Origin of the sequence: Luteimonas sp. S4-F44 (assembly GCF_022637415.1) — a bacterium.
In the GTDB taxonomy this organism is placed as follows: Bacteria; Pseudomonadota; Gammaproteobacteria; order Xanthomonadales; family Xanthomonadaceae; genus Luteimonas.
Genome location: NZ_CP093340.1, coordinates 290,173 through 306,950 on the forward strand (window position 1 = coordinate 290,173; position 16,778 = coordinate 306,950).

The 16,778-nt window shown below is 69.6% G+C and carries 13 protein-coding genes; 3 read left to right on the forward strand and 10 right to left on the reverse strand.

Translation table 11 applies throughout. The features are described 5' to 3' along the window. Positions 1-22 precede the first annotated feature (22 nt). Genes MNO14_RS01335 through MNO14_RS01345 form a run of 3 tightly spaced genes read right to left on the reverse strand, consistent with a single transcriptional unit; the run spans position 23 to position 2,822 of the window. A complete protein-coding gene (locus tag MNO14_RS01335; RefSeq protein WP_241945023.1) occupies positions 23-853 on the reverse strand; it encodes a glycosyltransferase family 2 protein in 831 nt (276 codons plus the stop codon). Beyond that, a complete protein-coding gene (locus MNO14_RS01340) occupies positions 850-1,626 on the reverse strand; it encodes a beta-ketoacyl synthase chain length factor (protein WP_241945024.1) in 777 nt (258 codons plus the stop codon). Before MNO14_RS01340 ends, MNO14_RS01335 begins: the two co-directional genes overlap by 4 nt. Further along, on the reverse strand, positions 1,623-2,822 hold the full coding sequence (locus tag MNO14_RS01345) for a beta-ketoacyl-[acyl-carrier-protein] synthase family protein (RefSeq protein WP_241946225.1): 1,200 nt from the start codon (positions 2,820-2,822) through the stop codon (positions 1,623-1,625). Before MNO14_RS01345 ends, MNO14_RS01340 begins: the two co-directional genes overlap by 4 nt. Positions 2,823-2,948: 126 nt before the next feature. On the opposite strand from MNO14_RS01345, the gene MNO14_RS01350 reads away from it, so the two are divergent. Next, a complete protein-coding gene (locus MNO14_RS01350; protein WP_241945025.1) occupies positions 2,949-3,644 on the forward strand; it encodes a YdcF family protein in 696 nt (231 codons plus the stop codon). Positions 3,645-3,654: 10 nt separating this feature from the next. On the opposite strand, the gene MNO14_RS01355 is transcribed toward MNO14_RS01350, so the two are convergent. The 6 genes from MNO14_RS01355 to MNO14_RS01380 all read right to left on the reverse strand — a co-directional run bounded on the left by MNO14_RS01355 (position 3,655) and on the right by MNO14_RS01380 (position 12,386). Beyond that, complete coding sequence (locus tag MNO14_RS01355) at positions 3,655-5,472, reverse strand: DUF885 domain-containing protein (protein ID WP_241945026.1); 1,818 nt, start codon at positions 5,470-5,472, stop codon at positions 3,655-3,657. A gap of 67 nt (positions 5,473-5,539) precedes the next feature. Beyond that, positions 5,540-6,043 carry a cytochrome c oxidase assembly factor Coa1 family protein gene (locus MNO14_RS01360; RefSeq protein ID WP_241945027.1) on the reverse strand — a complete coding sequence of 168 codons (504 nt, stop codon included), beginning with the start codon at positions 6,041-6,043 and terminating at the stop codon, positions 5,540-5,542. A 20-nt stretch (positions 6,044-6,063) separates the two neighbouring features. Next, positions 6,064-8,340: a S9 family peptidase gene (locus MNO14_RS01365; protein WP_241945028.1), complete on the reverse strand. Its 2,277-nt coding sequence runs from the start codon at positions 8,338-8,340 to the stop codon at positions 6,064-6,066. 64 nt (positions 8,341-8,404) lie between these two features. Continuing rightward, complete coding sequence (locus MNO14_RS01370) at positions 8,405-8,755, reverse strand: hypothetical protein (protein ID WP_241945029.1); 351 nt, start codon at positions 8,753-8,755, stop codon at positions 8,405-8,407. 76 nt (positions 8,756-8,831) lie between these two features. Continuing rightward, entirely contained in the window at positions 8,832-9,527 is a 696-nt protein-coding gene (locus MNO14_RS01375) for a glutathione binding-like protein (RefSeq protein WP_241945030.1), read from the reverse strand. Positions 9,528-9,776: 249 nt separating this feature from the next. Continuing rightward, positions 9,777-12,386 carry an exo 1,3/1,4-beta-D-glucan glucohydrolase gene (locus MNO14_RS01380; RefSeq protein ID WP_241945031.1) on the reverse strand — a complete coding sequence of 870 codons (2,610 nt, stop codon included), beginning with the start codon at positions 12,384-12,386 and terminating at the stop codon, positions 9,777-9,779. A 194-nt stretch (positions 12,387-12,580) separates the two neighbouring features. On the opposite strand from MNO14_RS01380, the gene MNO14_RS01385 reads away from it, so the two are divergent. Together MNO14_RS01385 and MNO14_RS01390 are read left to right on the forward strand one after the other, a co-directional pair. After that, the gene (locus MNO14_RS01385) at positions 12,581-13,588 is read left to right on the forward strand and encodes a LacI family DNA-binding transcriptional regulator (protein WP_241945032.1); all 1,008 of its coding nucleotides are present in this window, start codon (positions 12,581-12,583) and stop codon (positions 13,586-13,588) included. Between the two features lie 175 nt (positions 13,589-13,763). Next, positions 13,764-15,194: a sugar porter family MFS transporter gene (locus MNO14_RS01390; RefSeq protein WP_241945033.1), complete on the forward strand. Its 1,431-nt coding sequence runs from the start codon at positions 13,764-13,766 to the stop codon at positions 15,192-15,194. Between the two features lie 60 nt (positions 15,195-15,254). Here the strand turns inward: MNO14_RS01390 and MNO14_RS01395 are convergent, their stop codons facing one another. Then, positions 15,255-16,772: a tryptophan halogenase family protein gene (locus MNO14_RS01395; protein ID WP_241945034.1), complete on the reverse strand. Its 1,518-nt coding sequence runs from the start codon at positions 16,770-16,772 to the stop codon at positions 15,255-15,257. Positions 16,773-16,778: the final 6 nt, after the last annotated feature.

Below are 16,778 nucleotides of genomic sequence, written 5' to 3' on the forward strand. Positions count from 1 at the left end.
ATTACCGCAGGCGCGTGACGGCTCAACCAGCCAGGGGCGAGTCGGAGGCCGGCGCGTGATCGGGGGCAGGGGGCGGTGCGCCAGGATCGAAAATCACCGGCGGGCGACGGCGTTTGCGCCGGTAGACACCGACCAGATCGCCATGCGCCAGCACTTGGCCGACGACGTGCGAGGTGATCTGGTAGAGGTCATGGAACAGCCGGAAATGGCTCTTGCGGAACTGCTCGTCGCAATCGGCGCTGTGATAGCGGGTTTCGACCGGCACCGACACCACGCCGCAGCCCAGCGCACGCGCGGCCGAGATCAGGATCTGCGCCTCGAACACGAAACCTTCGCCCGGCACGTCCTGCAGGGCCAGCACGTTGGCCGGATACAGCCGTTGCCCGCTCTGGCTGTCGACCAGCCGATAGCCGCAGCCCCAGGCGATCCCCCAATCGCCGAAATCGTTGCCAAGCCGCCGGTACCAGGGTTGGGTACTGCGCTTGCGCAGCCGCGCACCGTTGACGATGCAGTTGGGATGGCGGTTGGCGGCCTCGATCAGACGCGGGATGTCGCTGGCGCGGTGCTGGCCGTCGCCGTCCATCGTCACCACCGCTGCGAAGCCGCGGCGCCGGGCCTCGGCGAAGCCGGCGCGCAAGGCCGCGCCCTTGCCCATCCGGGTGGCATGGCGCAACAGCGTGACAGGCAGCGCGGCAGCGATGTCGGGGGTGGCATCGTTGGACCCGTCGTCGACCACGATCACGTGATCGCAATGCGCGAGTGCGCCGTTGAGGACTTCGGCAATGCGCAGCGCTTCGTTGAGTGCGGGTACGACCACCGCGACATTGCCGCGGTGCAGGGGGAGCGCGGTCATCGCAGGATCTCCAGCGCCAGCTCGCGGTGCGGCCCGGCGCTCAGGACCGCGCGGTCGCTTCCGGTGGCCAGTGCATCGAACAGGGGCAGCATCTGCGCCATCGCATTGTGCGATGCGCGCGCCGACAGCGGCCCCGGTGCGGCGCTGGCATCGCCGTCGCGGAGCGTCGCCGACAGCCGCGGGCCGTCGCCGACACGCGTGAGCACCAGCGCGCCGCCGAGTAGCCCTTCGCTGGGCGACATCGTCGACAGCAGGCCGGCGGCCGTGCCGTCGTAGGCCACCAGCAGCACCGCCTCGCTGCCGGCCGCCAGTTGCAGCATGGCTTCCACCAGCCCCTGCGCGAACGTGGCGTTGTGGGCGCTGATCGCCGTCGCGGCCTCGGTGCATCCGGCGCCGATGGTCCAGTAGCCGGCCGCCGCGTTGTGCACCGAGTTGTGGAACTTGGTCGGCGAAATCGCGGTCGGGTCCTGCGCCAGCGTCTCGCACATATAGTCGGTGATCGCCAGTTCGCCGTGGGTGGAGGCGAACACCGACGGCAGCGTCGCCGGCTCGCGCCCGGCGGCCTGGCAGGCGGCGAGCGCCACTTCCAGGGCGACGGCGACCGAACCGGGCGCACGTCGCCGCTCGTTGGGTGCGAGCAGCTGTGGCGACGGTCGGGCGGGCGCGGCGTCGGGCAGCGCGCCGGTGGCGGCGAAGGCCTGCGCGGCGGGCCAGCCGGGCAGGCCGTCGTTCCAGAAGCCGATTCCGGCGATCGTGGCGGTCAACGCGCTCATGCGGCCGCCTTGCCGAACAGCAGCGCGCAGTTGTTGCCGCCGAAGCCGAACGAGTTGTTCATGGCGTAGTCGATCGTGCGCTGGGCGTTGTCGAAGCGGATCTGCGGGCCGCACGCCGGGTCGCGCACCTGCGATTCCAGGGTGCCCGGCAGCAGGCCGTGCTCGAGCGCGGTCAGCGCGAACACCGATTCGACGATGCCGGCCGCGCCGAGCGTGTGGCCGGTCCAGCCCTTGGTGGAACTGGCGTGCAGCGTGCCGGGAAACAGCGCATCGACCGCGCGCGCCTCGACCGCGTCGTTGGCGGGAGTCGAGGTGCCGTGCAGGTTGAGATAGCCGACCTGGGCGGCGTCGATGCCGCCACGGGCCAGCGCACCGCGCATCGCCAGGATCGCGCCCAGACCTTCAGGATGCGGTGTGGACATATGATGCGCATCGCTCGATTCGCCGTAGCCGCGCAGTTGCAGGCCATCGTCGCCGCGTGCCGGGCGCTCGAGCAACGCGAAGCCGCCGGCCTCGCCGATCGACAGTCCGTCGCGCGCGGCATCGAACGGCCGACAGCGCTCGCGCGAGACCAGTCCGAGTGCGTTGAAGCCGAACAGCACGCTGCCGCACAGCGTGTCCACACCGCCCACCAGCGCCGCGTCGACCACGCCGGCCTCGATCATCCGCGCAGCCTGCGCGAAGACCTTCGCGCTCGACGAGCATGCGGTCGCCACCGTGATGCAGGGGCCGCGCAGCCCGGTGGCGTGTTGCAGAAAATGACCCAATGAATGCGGGGTGTGCACGATCGGTCGGGCCAGATCGTCGGGGAACCGGCGCGTGCCGTCGTCGCCGGTCACCGCGCGTGCATAGGCCTCCTCGCTGGCACCGATGCTGGCGGTCGAGGTGCCCACTAACAGGGCGATCCGGTCGGCGCCATGGCGCGCCACCAGCGCCTCAAGGGCATCGGGCAGGCCGTCCTGCTGCAGTGCCAACCAGGCCAGCCGGTTGTTGCGGCATTCCCAGCGCGCCAGCGCTGCCGGCAACGCGGCGTCCTCCAGCCCGTCGACGCGGCCGATCCAGGTGGGCAGCGGGGTCGCACCGAAATCGTTGCGGCGCAGACCGCCCCTGCGTTCACGCAGGGCCTCGCGCTGCGCCGCCGCGCCGCGGCCCAACGCGGTAGTGGCGGTGTAGGCGCGGATGGCGACGGGCGGCATCGGCGGCAACGATTGCGATGGGGGCACGCGGGGGGTCCGTCTCGGGAAGCGGCCGAGTATAGCCATCGGGCGTGAGGCTAGAATTCAGGGCGCACCCCAGGACCGCCGCCGCGCGAACCCGCCTCCATGTCCCGTCCCCGCCTGCTGCATCAGCTGCGTCTGCTCGTCGACCGAGACGCGCTGCATGCGCTGGTGGTGGCCGCCAGCGCATGTGTGCTCAGCCTCGGCATGGTCTATGTGGGCTATGTCGTGCACGTGTGGCGGGTCGCGCGCAATGCGCCCTGCGCCCCGGTGTGCGGGGACTGCGTGCTGTTGTTCGGCAAGCATGCGCCCGATGGCCGGCTCGATGCGGATTTCCAGGCCCGGCTGGCGCGGGCCGCGACGTTGTGGGATGCGCGTGCGCCGCGCAGCCTGCTGCTGCTCGGTGGTGGACCCCAGGGTGCCCCGACCGAGGCGGCGCTCGCCCGCGAGGCGCTCCTGGCGCGCGGGATCGCCGCCGATGCGCCGCTGCTGCTGGAGGACCGCTCGCGCGACACCCTGCAGAACCTGCGCAACGCGCGTGCCCTGTTGGCGCAATCGACCGGCACGCCCGTGGGCCAGGTCACCCTGCTCAGCAGCCGTTACCACCTCGCGCGCTGCGCACGGCTGGCCGACCACCTGGGCCTGGACTGGGAGCTGTGCGCAGCCGAGCCCGCACTGTCCTGGCGCCCGACGACCTGGTTACGGATCGCAGGCGAGGCCGCGTATCTGTGCTGGACCGACGTGGGCATGCGCTGGGCCCGGCTGATCGGTCATCGCCGGATGCTCGCGCGGCTCGGCTAGGGCGACCGGCCTAGCGTCGACCCGCCGGCGTCGCCTTCGCCCGCTGCGCGGGCACGAACTGGGTCTCCACCGCCTCGGCCAACTGGTCGGGCGGCAGCAGGCCCTGGTCGAGCAGGAAATTGTTGAACGCCAGGCGATCGAAGCGCTCGCCCAGCGCCAGTTCGGTGCGCATACGCAGTTCGAGAATGCGGGTGTAGCCGTAGAAGTAACTCGTCGCCTGACCGGGCGCGTTGACCGTGTAGCGATCGAGTTCCTGACGCGCCATCGCCGGCGACAGCATCACCTCGTCGGTGAGCACGCGGCCGGCGCGTTCACGGTCGATCAGGCCCAGGTTGAGCATCGGATCGAGCATCGCGCGGGCGGCGCGCAACAGGCGGAACTGCAGCGCGATCAGCTGGCCATCGAGCGGCTCGTAGGGCACCAGTTCGGCTTCGGCGTACAGCGCCCAGCCCTCGACGTTGACCGAGTTGAACGCGAACATCGAGCGCGCCAGCGACACCCCGCGCTCGACCATCGCGGTGAACTGCAGTTCGTGGCCCGGCCGGCCTTCGTGCGCGGACAGCGTCCAGCGCACTGCATCGAAATTGAAATCGTCGTAGGCGGCGTGTTCGCCGTCTCCGCCCGGGTTGCCCAAGGGCAGTACGAAGGTGCCCTGCTGGCCGGTATTGCCGACCAACGGCGCGGGCCGGAAGTGCGGTGCCGGTTGCGCGGCAGATTCCGCGGGCGACCCCAAGCGCATCTGCATCGCGCGCTGCGGCACGTCGACGATGCGCTCGCGCGCGATGATCGGATCGATCGCGTCGATCACCTCCCGGTAGCTCGCCTCCAGACGGTCGTCGGCAATCGCATCGCGCTTGAGCGCGGCGATCACCTCGCGATAGTCGGTGGCGGCGATGCCCTTGTCCTTGGCGACCAGCGGCGCGAGCTGCTGCATCTGCGCGCGGATCTCCATGAAGGCCAGTTGCGCGCGCTGCATCAGCAATTGCGGGTCGATATCGGTGCCGTACTGCTTGAGTCCGAACGCGTAGAGCTCGGGCGGCAGGCGGGTATCCTCGCGGGCCTTGGGCAGCACGACGGTGCGCGTCCACTGCGCGTAGTCGGCGATCTCCTTGGCGATCGCGTCCAGCGCCGCGTCGGCGCCTTCGACCTGGTACTCGACGAACAGATCGCGGATGCCGGCGGCGTAGGTGTCGGCGCTTTCGAGCGCGCGCTCGACTTCGCGGCGCGTGGGCTGCAGCAGCGTCGTGTCCGACAGACGTTCCTCGTAGCGTTGGCGCGCCAGCCGCGTGATCGGCGCGCTGCCTTCGGTGAGGCCGGCGTAACGCTGCAGGCGCGCGAGGGCATGCGCACGTCGCTCGGGCGGCGTCTGCACAGACAGCAGGCTGTTGATGCCGTTGAACACCAGCTGCGGCGCGTCGGTCCACGGCAGCAGGAACCGCTCCTCGAGCAGGCTGCCCTCGATGCTGTCGTCGATGCTCTTGAGCAGAATCTGCAGATCCTGGCGTACGTTGGCGTCGCGCTCGAGTTCCAGCTGGGTCTGTAGCTTCGCACGCGCATCGGTGATCGCATCGCGGTAGCGGCGGGCGTTGTCGGGGCCGAGATCGGCGACCTGGTCGTCGTAGCCGGGCACGCCGAAGAAACCGACCGACTCGGGCTGGAACGGCGCCTGGGCGTCAATCAGGATCTGCGCAAGCGCATTGCTACGGGCGACCCAGGCCGTGCCTGGCGTCTGCGCCGCGGACGCTGTCTCGGCGGTAGGGTCGGCATGGGCACCGGCCGCGAATGGCGCGGCGAGGGTCAGGGCAATGGCGAGGACGAGCGGCTTCATGGCGAGATCCGGCGGCGGCGATCGGGCCACCGTAGACGCCGCGCCCCGCGCCGGCAATGCCCGGAGGTCACGGCGCGATGGCGGGCGCTCCGATGCCAGCGTCGGCGTCGACCAATGTCACCGGCCCGCGCCCGGAGGCGTCGAGGAACACCAGCGACGCATAGCGCCATTGCCCGCGCTTGCGCTCGGCCTCGACGACCAGCGTGCCGTCGCCGTCGGGGCCGGTCAGCGTGATCGTGAGCTCGGCCTCGCCCGAACCGCCCCCGGTGGTCGAGGTGTTGATGCTGCCCGTCGGCATGAAGCCCTCGGCCATCGGCTCGCCGATCAACGCGATGATGTCGTGGTTCGCACGGGCGCGCGCGACGGCATCCTGATAGACGTCCGAGCCGACCAGGGTGCTGCGCACGCCGAACAATAAGGCCGCGATTGCGAGCGCGACCAGCGCGATCGCGGCCACGATGGCCACCGGCAACGCCCACTTCCAGTGTCGCTGCCACCAGCCGCGAGGTGGCGCGCCACCCGGCGGGGCAGGGGTGGGACCGGCGGGCAACGGGGGTGGCTGAGCGGACATGCTGGCGGCTCCGGTGGCGCTCAGGGCGCGAGGCAGCGTTGCAGAAAGGCCTCGGTGGTGCGATAGCGATGCAGCGCGTCGCGACCGCGCAGGCCGTGTTTGGCGCCAGGGTAGGTCATCAATTCGAATGGCGTGCCGGCCGACTGCAGCTGGCTCATCACCTGCGTCGCGTTGGTGAACAGCACATTGTCGTCGGCCATGCCATGGATCAGCAGCAAGGCGTTGGGGCGGATGTTGCCGGCGTGGGTGAACACGCTCGCCTCTCGATAGCCGTCCACGTTGGTCTTGGGCAGCCCCATGTAACGCTCGGTGTAGTGCGTGTCGTAGAGCGCCCAGTCGGCGACCGGCGCGCCGGCGACGCCGCAGGCGTAAGCCTCAGGTGCCTTGGCCAGTAGCATCAACGTCATGTAACCGCCGTTCGACCAGCCGTTCACCGCGATGCGGTCGCCGTCGACCCACGGCTGCGCCTTCAACCAGTCCACACCGCGGACCTGGTCTTCGACCTCGACCGTGCCCTGGCGCCGATACAGTGCGCCGACGAAGTCGCGGCCGCGCCGCGGCGTGCCGCGGTTGTCGAGCGAGAACACCACGTAGCCGCGCTGCGCCAGGTACTGATGGAAGCTCGCGTCGGCGCGCCCGGGCCAGGTGTCGAGCACGGTCTGCGAGGCCGGTCCGCCGTAGACGTGCACCACGACCGGATAGCGCTTGTTTGCGTCGAAGCCCGCGGGCCGGATCAGCGAGTAATGCAGCGGCGTGCGCCCGTCGGCCGCGGTCAGCGTGCCGAACTCGGTGGGCAGGTGCGCGGCCCGGTAAGGCGCATAGGGGTGGTCGGCCGCGGCGAGGTCGTTGTCGACCAGCGTCGCGACCTTCGTGCCGTCGGCGCGGTGCAGGGCGATCTGCGGCGGCGTCGTGGTGTTCGACCAACTGTCGACGTAGACCGATGCATTGCGCGCGAAGCTGGCGTTGTGCATGCCGGGCGCCGTCGACAGCGCGGTATAAGCCTGCCGACCGTCGAGGCCGACGCTGTAGAGCCGCGACTCGGTCGGCCGGGCGACGGCCTTGCCGTCCTCCAGTGCCATGCCCGCGCGGAAGTACACCCGCCCGGCGGCTTCGTCGACGGCCAGCAACGCATCGACCGGCCAGTCGCCGCGGGTGAGCTGCGTCGCCCGGCGTCCGTCCTCCGACATCAGGTACAGGTGTTGGAAGCCGTCGCGCTCCGACGACCATACGAAGCGGCCGTCGGCGAGGAACCGCAAGTCGTCGTGCAGCGGGACCCAGGTGCGGCTGCGTTCGACGAGCAGCGTGCGCTGGCGGCCGGTGGCGAGCGTGGTCTCGATCAGTTCCAACGTTTGCTGGTCGCGCGACTGGCGCTGGAACGTCAGCCGCTGTGCATCGCGCCACTGCACGCGGGCGAGATAGATGTCGGGATCGGGCCCGAGGTCGATGGCGGTCGCAGTGCCGCCCTGCGGTGCGACCACATGCAGCGAGATGCGCACATTGTCGTCGCCGGCCGCCGGATAGCGCTGCTCGACGACATCGGTGCGATCGGGATAGACCTCATAGCGCTTCTGCACCGGGACCGGCGACTCGTCGATGCGCGCATATGCGATCGCGCTGTCGTCGGGCGCCCACCAGTAGCCGGTGTGCCGGTCCATTTCCTCGTCGGCAACGAACTCGGCGACGCCGTTGCCGATCGTCGCGCTGCCGTCGGTGGTCAGCCGGCGCTCGGCGCCGCTCGCCAGATCCACGATCCACAGATCGCGCGACCGGACGAAGCTCACGAAGCCGCCGCGCGGCGAGACCTTCGGATCGGTGGCGAACCCGCCGCCATTTGTGAGCTTGCGGACCGCGTCGTGCCCGGTCTTCGCCAGATCGTAGAGATACAGCTCGCCGCCGAGCGGAAACAGTAGCGTGCGTGCATCCGGTGCCCACTGGTAATCGACGATGCCCAACTGCCCGGCGATGCGCTGGCGTTCGCGTCGGGCCTTCTCCTCGTCGCTGAGCGTCTCCTCTCCCGGCAGCACGACCTTCGAGTCGACCAGCATGCGGGTCTGCCCGCTGGCGATGTCGTACTCCCACAAGTCCAGCTGGTTGCGGTTCTCGTCCTTGCCGCGCAGAAACGTCACCCGCGACCCGTCCGGCGCGACCTGCGGCTTGAGCAGCGTCGGCCCCGACAACGGCGCATCGCCGGTGATCGCCTCGAGCGTGAGACGGCCGTCCGCAGGCGGCGTCGTGGCGAGCGTGTCGGTGGCGGTCGTGGCGAGCATCAGAGCGGCAGCAGCAAGGACGGAGCGCATGGTGGATCCAGTGGAGCGGGGAGGGGAGTGTATCGGGTGGCCGTGCGCCGCCTTGTACGCTGCATCAGCCCGCCGGACAGACCTCGCTGCGCGCGGCACTGCCCGACCAGCTCCACATGCGATGGATCTGCGGTTGGAAGGTGTGCAGGACATGGCCGCAGGGGGCGCCGGCATCGGGTGGCAGGCACGCGGCGTGCCGCCCGTCGTCGGCGACGTACCAGCGCGCCTGCGCCGGGGGCGTGGTGATGTAGGCCAGTGCGAGCAGTTCGCTCGCGACTTCGGGCGCCGGGATCCGCCGCCAGCCATCGCCGGCGAGTGCGTCGCAGCGCGCGGCATCGGCGATGGGGGCGGCGGTCGGCGTCGATGCGCACGCGGCCAAGAGGCAGGCCACGGCGCCTAGGGGGATCGCTCGCATCGGGCGCGTCCTTGGGTCTGGAGTGGAGCTCCGATCCTACGCAGGGCGTTCGAATTGCGCACCCGGATGCATTGCGTCAGCGGCGCCCCTGTCCGAACAGCAGCGCCTTCTCTTCCTCGCTCAACGGCTTGCCGGCGTCCGGATTGACGTCTCGCGCCTTGGCGTAGGCGCGCTGCGTTGCCGGCCGGGACTGGATCGCGGCGTGCCAGCGGCGGATCTCGGGGTAGGGTGTCATATCGATCGGGGCCTTGTCGTAGACGCCGATCCACGGGTACGCGGCCATGTCGGCGATCGAGTACGCATCGCCGGCGATGAAGTCGCGGCCTGCGAGGCGTTTGTCGAGTACCTGCAGCAGCCGGTTGACCTCGTTGGTGTAGCGCTCGATCGCATAGGGAATCTTCTCGGGCGCGTAGACGTTGAAGTGGCCGTACTGGCCGGTCATCGGTCCCAGGCCTGCCATCTGCCAGAACAGCCATTCGATCGCTTCGATGCGCTTGCGTGGATCGGCGGGCAGGAAGCGGCCGGTCTTCTCGGCCAGGTACAGCAGGATCGCACCGGATTCGAACACCGTCTGCGGCGCGCCGCCGTCGGCCGGGGCGTGATCGACGATCGCCGGCATCTTGTTGTTCGGCGAGAACGCGAGGAACTCGGGCTTGAACTGGTCGCCTTTGCCGATGTTGACCGGGTGGATCGTGTAATCGAGGCCGGCTTCCTCGAGGAACAGCGTGACCTTGTGGCCGTTGGGGGTGGGCCAGTAGTGCAGGTCGATCATGGCGACGCTCCGAAAGGCAGGTGCGTCGAGTCTAGGCATGTCGCCGTCACGCGGTGTGGCGACGCGGCGCACGCAGCGTTGCGGTGGCGGCGCTTGGGCATGAGGCGAGCACGCAGCCCTCCCCGCCAGTGCGGGGAGGGGTGTATGGGGAAGTTCGCTTTCGCGGGCGGCTGCTCGCCCCCATCCCAGCCTTCCACCCGTGAAGGGCGCAATGCCCCGCATGCGGGGGAAGGAGCGATTACCGCGCGCTTATTGGGCCTTGCAGTCCAACCGGTGCGTGGCGTCGGTGCCGATGCGGATATCGGCCACGCCCAGCGTCAGGCCGGCCGGTGCGCGCAGCGCGAACGGCGTGCTGACGCGGGTGGCGTCGAGGCCGGCGGCCGTGAGGCATTTGAGCGGCACGCCGACTGTCACCCATTCGCCGCGCGGCAAGGTGCCCAGCCACGGGCCGATCGGCAGTTCGGCCTGGCAGCCTTCGCCGCAACCGGCGGACAGCGTGACGTCACCGGCGGCGGGCACAGCGTCCACACGCACGGTGGCGAGCAGCAGCGAATCGCCATTGGTCTCGCGGCTGAGGTCGAACGGCGAATGCGACAGCAGTTCGGCGGTGGCATTGCCGGTCCAGGTCAGCAGACGCGCGCCTTCCTGGGTCTGGTAGTCGACCGCGGCCAGCGTCAGCGTGCCGTCGGGCGTGGCGACGCGCGGATGCAGCACATCGGCGCCGCGGCCGTCGGTGCCGGTGACGACCAGACGCAGGCCGGGGCCGGGCACACCGCGGGCGAAGTAGCCTGCATCCTTGCCGTCTTCGGCGCTGACGCCGGCATCCTCGGGCAGCGGTGCAAGATCGCCGGCATCGGCGTAGGTCAGGCCGAAGCCGAACGCGAACAGCGGGTCGTAGCCGTCCATGCCGACATTGTTGACGTACTGGTCGGCGCGACGCGGCCACGAGAAGCCAAGCTTGCCCTTGAAGTCGTGCTGCGGCTGGCCATCGGCGCCGCGCAGCAGCACGTCGGCGATGCCCGCGCCTTCCGAACCCGGCAGCCACGCGGCCACGAAGGCGTTGGAGGCGTTGATCTCGCGGTTCATCCACAGCGGGCGACCGCTCAGGAACACCGAGACGACCGGGATGCCATCGGCGCGCAGGCGCTTGATCAGTTCGAGGTCGGCGTCGTTGCCGGGCTTGTACAGCAGGTTCGGCAGGTCGCCGAGGAATTCCGCATACGGATCCTCGCCGAACACCACGATCGCCACGTCGGGCTTCTGCCGGTACGTGCCGTCGACCGCCAGCTGCGCGGTGCCGCCCGCGGCTTCGACCTGGGCGCGGATGCCGTCCCAGATGCTGTCGGCGTTGGGATAGTCGGCGCGCTTGGTGCCCGTGCCCTGCCAGTTGAGCGTCCAGCCGCCGGACTGCTTGCCCACGTCGTCGGCGCCGTCGCCGGCCACCAGCACGCGTTGCTTGGGCGAGAGCGGCAGCACGCGGCCTTCGTTCTTGAGCAGCACCAGCGATTCGCGCACCGCGCGACGCGCGACCTCACGATGTTCGGGGGCGCCGAGCAGTTCGAACTTGCCGCCGAGCGCGCGTTCCGACGGGCGCGGCTTGTCGAACAGGCCCATGCGGAACTTGACCTTCAGCACGCGACGCACGGCGTCGTCGAGGCGCGCCATCGGCAGCTCACCGGACTTGGCGTGCGCGAGCGTGCTCTCGTACAGGCCGCGCCAGCTGTCGGGCGCCATTGCCAGGTCGAGCCCGGCGTTGAACGTTGCGGCGCAATCGGTGGTCGTGCAGCCCGGCAGCTGGCCGTGGCCGTTCCAGTCACCGACGACCAGCCCGCCGAAGTTCATCCGCCCCTTGAGCACGTCGGTGAGCAGCGCGTGGTGACCGTGCAGGCGCTCGCCGTGGAAGCTGTTGAACGAGGCCATGACCGCCTGCGCGCCGGCGGCGATTGCCGGCGGATAGCCTGCGCCGTGAATGTCGCGCAGCTGCGCGTTGGTGACCTGGGTGTCGCCCTGGTCCTTGCCGCCGACGGTGCCGCCGTCGCCGAGGTAGTGCTTGACCGAGACCATCACGTGGTGGTCGTCGAGGAAGTCTGCCTTTCCGGGCTCGCCCTGCATGCCCTTGACGACGGCCGGCGCGAACTGGGCGACGACGTCCGGCGATTCCGAATAGCCCTCGTAGGTGCGACCCCAGCGATCGTCCTGCGGCACGGCGACGGTCGGCGCGAACGCCCACTCCATGCCGGTGGTGCGGGTCTCGATCGCGGTGACGCGGCCGATCTCGCGCATCAGGTCGGGATTGCGGGTTGCGCCCAGGCCGATGTTGTGCGGGAACAGCGTGGCGCCGACGATGTTGCTCTGGCCGTGCACCGCGTCGATGCCGAAGATCACCGGGATCGCCTTGCCGCCGCCGGTCGTGTCCATCGAGGCTTCCCAGAACGCGTCGGCCAGCGCCAGCCATTCGGCCGGCGCGGCGTCGTAGCGTCCGCCAGGGTCGGAGTTACCGCCCGCCAGAATCGAACCGAGCCGGTACTTGCGCAGGTCCTCGGGCGTGATGTCGGCGATGTCGCCCTGGATGATCTGGCCGACCTTCTCCTCGACGGTCATCGTGGCCAGCAGCGCGTCGACCTTGGCATCGAGTTCGGTGTCGTCGAACGGCCAGGTGACTTCAGGCCACTGCGACGGATCGACGGCGTTGGCATCGGCGGTGGTGGCGACCTGCGCATCGGTGCCTGCTGCGGCGTCGGTGGCCTTGGGATCGTTGCCGCAGCTGACCAGCGCGAGCGCGGCGGCGAGGGCGAGCAGGCGCTTGCCGGCGGGTCGGGTGGCGCGCTCGCGCGCCGCCGGTGTGGGCTGGATGGACATCGTCGGGTTCCCCTCCGCTACGTGGTCGTCAGTTCGGCTGACAGCGTTGTCATGAACGCTGCAGAATACCGCAAGCTGTCTGCAATGTTTGCTGCAGAGCGGCAAAACCGCGGCGGGCCGGCGTCGCCCTCATGGCGCCGGTGCCGGTCTGGCAGAATCTGTCGCGAAATCGCACCGAATCTGGATTCGACTACATGCGTGTCCGCATCGAGGACGTCGCCGCAGAGGCCGGCGTGTCCATGAAGACCGTCTCGCGGGTGCTCAACCGCGAGCCCAACGTCGCCGCGGCCACGCGCGCGCGGGTCGAGGCCGCGGTCGGCAAGCTGCGCTACACGCCGCACCCCTCGGCGCGCACGCTGGCCGGGCGTCGCTCGTACCTGGTCGCGATGCTCTACGACAACCCGTCGAGCAACTACTTGATGGAGGTCGAGCTCGGCCTGCTCGACGCCTGCAAGGCGCATCACTACAACCTGATGCTTGCGCCGCTGATCTACGACGCACGCGACATTGTGGACACGGTGGAGGCGATGGTCGAGCAGTCGCGCCTGGACGGCGTGGTGTTGACGCCGCCGATCACCGACGACCCGGCGCTTCTGGCGCGGCTCGACGAGCTTGATGTGCCGTACGCGAGCATCTCGCCGATGGAAGCGCACCGGCGGGTTGGCGTGACCGTCGACGAGGGCAGCGCGGTGCGCGAGATGATCGCGCACCTGGTTTCGCTCGGGCATCGCCGCATCGCGCACATCAAAGGACACCCCGCACACGGCGCCACCGGCTGGCGTCTGGCCGGCTATCGCGCCGGACTGCGCGAGGCCGGGCTGGCCTTCGATCCGGCTCTGGTCGTGGACGGCGAGTTCTCGCACGAGTCGGGCTTCCGCGCCGCGACACGGTTGCTGGCACTGCCCGAGCCGCCGACCGCGATCTTCGCGGCCAACGACGACATGGCGGCCGGCGTGATCTGCGCGGTGTACGAGCTCGGGCTGCAGGTCCCGCGCGATGTCTCGGTCTGCGGCTTCGACGACACCCCGATCTCGCGCCACATCCATCCCGCGTTGACCACGGTGCGCCAGCCCACGCGTGAAATGGGCCAGCTGGCCGGGTTGGAACTGCTCAAAGCGCTGCGCGATCGCGACGAGGCCGGCATGGTCGAGGTGCCGTACACGCTGCAGCTACGGCGCTCGACGGGTCCTGCGCCGCGCTGACCGGCGCGCTGATGGGGCCCGCCCGGGACGCCCCGCCTGTTCGCGGCGGCGTCGCTGCGACAGAGCGTGCGCCGGCGCACGCACAAGTGGCCGTCGAGACGGTATCTTCGACGTTCGAGCCTGACCGGCGCCGGCGCATCCGCCGCGTCGCACGCGTTACTCCGGGGATATGGATATGAGCAGCCTCATCATTGCCGGCGACGCCTCCGCGCGCGCTGCCGAGAACACCCGCTTCATCGTCCTGATCAGCTGTGTCGCCACGATCGGCGGCTTCTTGTTCGGCTTCGACAGCGGCGTCATCAACGGCACCGTCGACGGCCTGCAGCAGGCCTTCGGCTCGAGCAAGGCCGCGCTGGGCTTCGAGGTCGCCTCGATGCTGCTCGGCTGCGCGATCGGCGCGTTCTTCGCCGGCCGGCTCGCCGACCGCTGGGGCCGGCGCAGCGTGCTGATCATTTCCGCGGTGCTGTTCCTGTTGTCGGCGATCGGATCGGGCGCGGCCACCAGCTCGTTGATGTTCATCGCCGCGCGCGTGCTCGGCGGCTTCGCGGTCGGCGCGGCCAGCGTGATGTCGCCGGCCTACATCGCGGAAGTGGCGCCGGCGCGCTACCGGGGCCGGCTGGCGACGGTGCAGCAGATCGCGATCATTTCCGGCCTGTTCGCCGCGTTCCTGAGCAACTATCTGCTCGCCCGCAGCGCCGGCGCATCGACCGATGCGCTATGGCTGGGCGCCCCGGCCTGGCGCTGGATGTTCTGGATGATGGCGTTCCCGTCGCTGCTGTTCCTGGCGCTGTTGATGCTGATTCCCGAGAGCCCGCGCTATCTGATGGTCAAGCGTCGTCACGGTGAGGCGCTCGCGGTGCTGTCGCGGCTGTACGGCCCGGCGCAGGCGCAGACCACGCTTGGCGAGATCGAACGCTCGCTGGCCGGCGACCAGCACCGTCCGCGGCTGTCGGACCTGGTCGACCGGGTCAGCGGCCGCATCCGGCCGATCGTCTGGGTCGGCATCGGCCTGGCGACGTTCCAGCAGCTGGTCGGCATCAACGTGGTGTTCTATTACGGCGCGGTGCTGTGGCAGGCCGTTGGTTTTTCGGAAAGCGATGCGCTGCTGATCAATGTGCTGTCGGGCGCGCTGAGCATCGGCGCCTGCCTGATCACCGTGGTGTTGATCGATCGCATCGGCCGCAAGCCGCTGCTGTGGATCGGCTCGCTCGGCATGGCGGTGTCGCTGGCCGTGCTGACCTGGGTCTTCGCCAGTGGCGCCCTGGTCGACGGGCACCTGCAGCTGCCGGACGGCATGGGCACGGTGGCGCTGATCGCAGCCAATGCCTACGTGGTGTTCTTCAACATGTCCTGGGGCCCGGTGATGTGGGTCATGCTCGGCGAGATGTTCCCCAACCAGATCCGCGGGTCGGGCCTGGCCGTGGCCGGTGCCGCGCAATGGACATCGAACTTCGCGATCACGATGAGCTTCCCGGTCCTGCTGGCCGGCATCGGCCTGGCGTCGACCTATGCGATCTACATGGTCGCCGCGTTCGTCTCGGTGGGCTTCGTGCTCAAGTACGTCCGCGAGACCAAGGGCCGCGCGCTGGAGCAGATGGAAGGCTGACGACGCGGTCGATGGGCGCGTCGCTGTTCGCCGCGCCCGGTCCGGGGTGCTGAGAGGCGCTCAGGCCGGCGCGGCCGGGCAGTAGCGCTGCAGATAATCGTGGTGGGCGGGCAGCGCATCGACGGTCCGCTCCACATCGGCACGGACCGCGGCGAGGAAGCCGCGCAGTTCCTCGTCACCCATAAGGTCGGGAACCGGGTGGCGATGCCGGGGCACGATGCCCTGGCCCAGCATCACCTGGATCCAGGAGTTCTCGGCGAACAGTTCGCCCGGGACGTGATAGACGGTGCCGGTGTCTCGGAACAGGTCGATGCGATGTTGCAGCGTGTCGGGCAGCGGCATCTCTGCGACATAGCGCCAGTACGCGGAATCCCGCCGTTCGGTGGCGTGGTAGTGCAGGATCACGAAGTCGCGCACGTGCTGCAGTTCCTCGTCCATGCGCGCGTTGTACTCGGCGATGGCTGGCGCGGCGAGCACCTGTGGGAACGCCTGCAGCAAGCGGACGATGCCGCGCTGGATCAGGTGGATGGTCGTCGATTCCAGCGGCTCGATGAAGCTGGCCGACAGTCCGATCGCGATGCAGTTGCCGTGCCAGCTCCGCAGTCGGCGCCCGGGGCGGAAGCGCAGCTGCAAGGGCTCGCGCAGTCGCTCGCCCTCGATGCTCGACAGCAGGCGCGCCCGGGCCGTGTCGTCGTCGACATGGCGGCTGGCATAGACGATGCCGTTGCCCATGCGGTGCTGCAGCGCGATGCGCCATTGCCAGCCCCAGGGCTCGGCGATCGCACGCGTATACGGGGCCGGCGGGCGGACCGCCGCGGTCTGTGTGGCGATCGCGCTGTCGTTGAGCAGCCAGTGCGACCAGTCCTCGAAGCCGACGCCGAGCGTCTGCCCGATCAGCAGCGCGCGAAAGCCGGTGCAGTCGACGAACAGGTCGCCTTCGATCGTGCTGCCGTCGGCCAGTTGCAGCGCGCGGATCAGGCCGGAGTCTGGATCGGTGATGACCTCGGCGATCCGACCTTCGATGCGCCTGCAGCCGTGCGTCTCGCTGATCCCGCGCAGGAAGCGAGCGTATCGTCCGGCATCGAGATGGTAGGCATAGTTCATCCGGTAATCGGACAGATGCGCAAAGCGGTGCCGCAGCGCGGCCTGCAACTCGATGCAATAGGCCGGATAGTCCTCGGCGAGCCCGCGCTCCCGGCCGCGCATCCAGAAATGCTGGAATCCCGCGCTCCAGTGATCCTTGCCGGTGATACCGAACGAGTGCAGATAGCGGTGATCGGGATCTCGCCAGCCCTCGAATGAGATGCCGAGTTTGATCGTCGCCTGCGAGGCCGCCATGAAGGCCTGCTCGTCGATGCCGAGCAGCCGGTGGAACGTGAGCATCGTCGGAATCGTCGCTTCGCCCACGCCGATGGTGCCGATGTCCTCCGACTCGACCAGCGTGACCTCCAGTGTGCGGCCGAGCAGCTTGCAGATCGCAGCGGCGGCCATCCAGCCGGCCGTTCCGCCCCCGGCGATCACGACCCGCCGCACGGGGGTCTGCGGCAACACGGATTCGGACGGCGACGATGGCGACATGACGCT